The organism is Ruegeria sp. CE9 (assembly GCF_056537425.1).
This window is the reverse complement of sequence record NZ_JBQFRO010000093.1, coordinates 1-1,029: the sequence shown is the minus strand read 5'-3', so window position 1 is coordinate 1,029 and position 1,029 is coordinate 1. Positions and strand designations below refer to the sequence as shown.

Here is a 1,029-nt window from a genome sequence, read left to right as displayed (position 1 = left end):
CGCGGATGCAAGAGGGTATCCTCAGCCTGATGCAAATGCCCCGCACCACAGTTGCGGTAAATATGCTCAAAGAGGCGAACCTGCCTTATATCGTGGTTCTGACCCATCCAACCACTGGGGGCGTAACCGCCTCTTATGCGATGCTTGGCGATGTGCAGATTGCCGAACCAAATGCGCTGATCTGCTTTGCTGGGCCACGGGTCATTGAGCAAACCATTCGTGAAAAATTGCCCGAAGGGTTCCAACGCGCCGAATATCTGTTGGATCACGGGATGCTTGACCGCGTGACCCATCGCACCGCGTTGCGCGATGAGTTGATCTCGATCCTTCGGATGCTGATGGGCATGGAACCCCCAGTCAAAGGGGATCTGCCCGCCCCAACTGAGGCTGCGCCAAACGAGGCGGAGGCAAAATAAAAGTGAGCACCCCCCGCTCGGATCTCTTGTTGGAGCGCATGATGGCGCTTCACCCAAAGATCATTGACCTGACGCTCGATAGAATGTGGCGGATCTTGGCCGCCCTTGGTGATCCGCAACAGGCGTTGCCGCCTGTCATTCATATCGCGGGCACCAATGGCAAAGGGTCGACCCTCGCCTATATTCGCGCGGGGCTTGAGGCGGCAGGGAAAAGCGCACATGCCTATACATCACCGCATTTGGCACGGTTTCATGAACGCATTCGGTTGGCGGGAACGCTGATTGACGAAAACCACCTATCTGACATTCTTGATGAATGTTTGGCGGCCAATGGCCCAGATGCGATTACCTATTTCGAAATCACCACCGCCGCCGCGCTTTTGGCATTTGCCAGAAATCCTGCTGATTACACGCTGTTAGAGGTGGGTTTGGGCGGACGTTTGGATGCAACCAATGTCATCGACCGCCCCGCATTAAGCGTGATCACCCCCGTTGATCTCGACCATCAACAATATCTTGGCGATACAATCGAGGACATCGCGGGCGAAAAGGCAGGCATTATCAAGCGCGGGCGCCCCGTAATTGTTGCCCCGCAGCAAGAGGCCGCACTGGA

At 56.0% G+C, this 1,029-nt stretch carries 2 protein-coding genes; both read left to right on the top strand.

Going from position 1 to position 1,029, the window contains the following annotated elements; all coding sequences use genetic code 11:
- Positions 1-416, top strand: a 416-nt coding sequence (locus ACR0B3_RS24245) for a carboxyl transferase domain-containing protein (protein ID WP_480811271.1), incomplete at its 5' end; no start/stop codon positions are given.
- A gap of 38 nt (positions 417-454) precedes the next feature.
- Positions 455-1,029: bifunctional folylpolyglutamate synthase/dihydrofolate synthase (locus ACR0B3_RS24240; RefSeq protein ID WP_480811272.1), on the top strand; the 575-nt coding region annotated here is incomplete at its 3' end.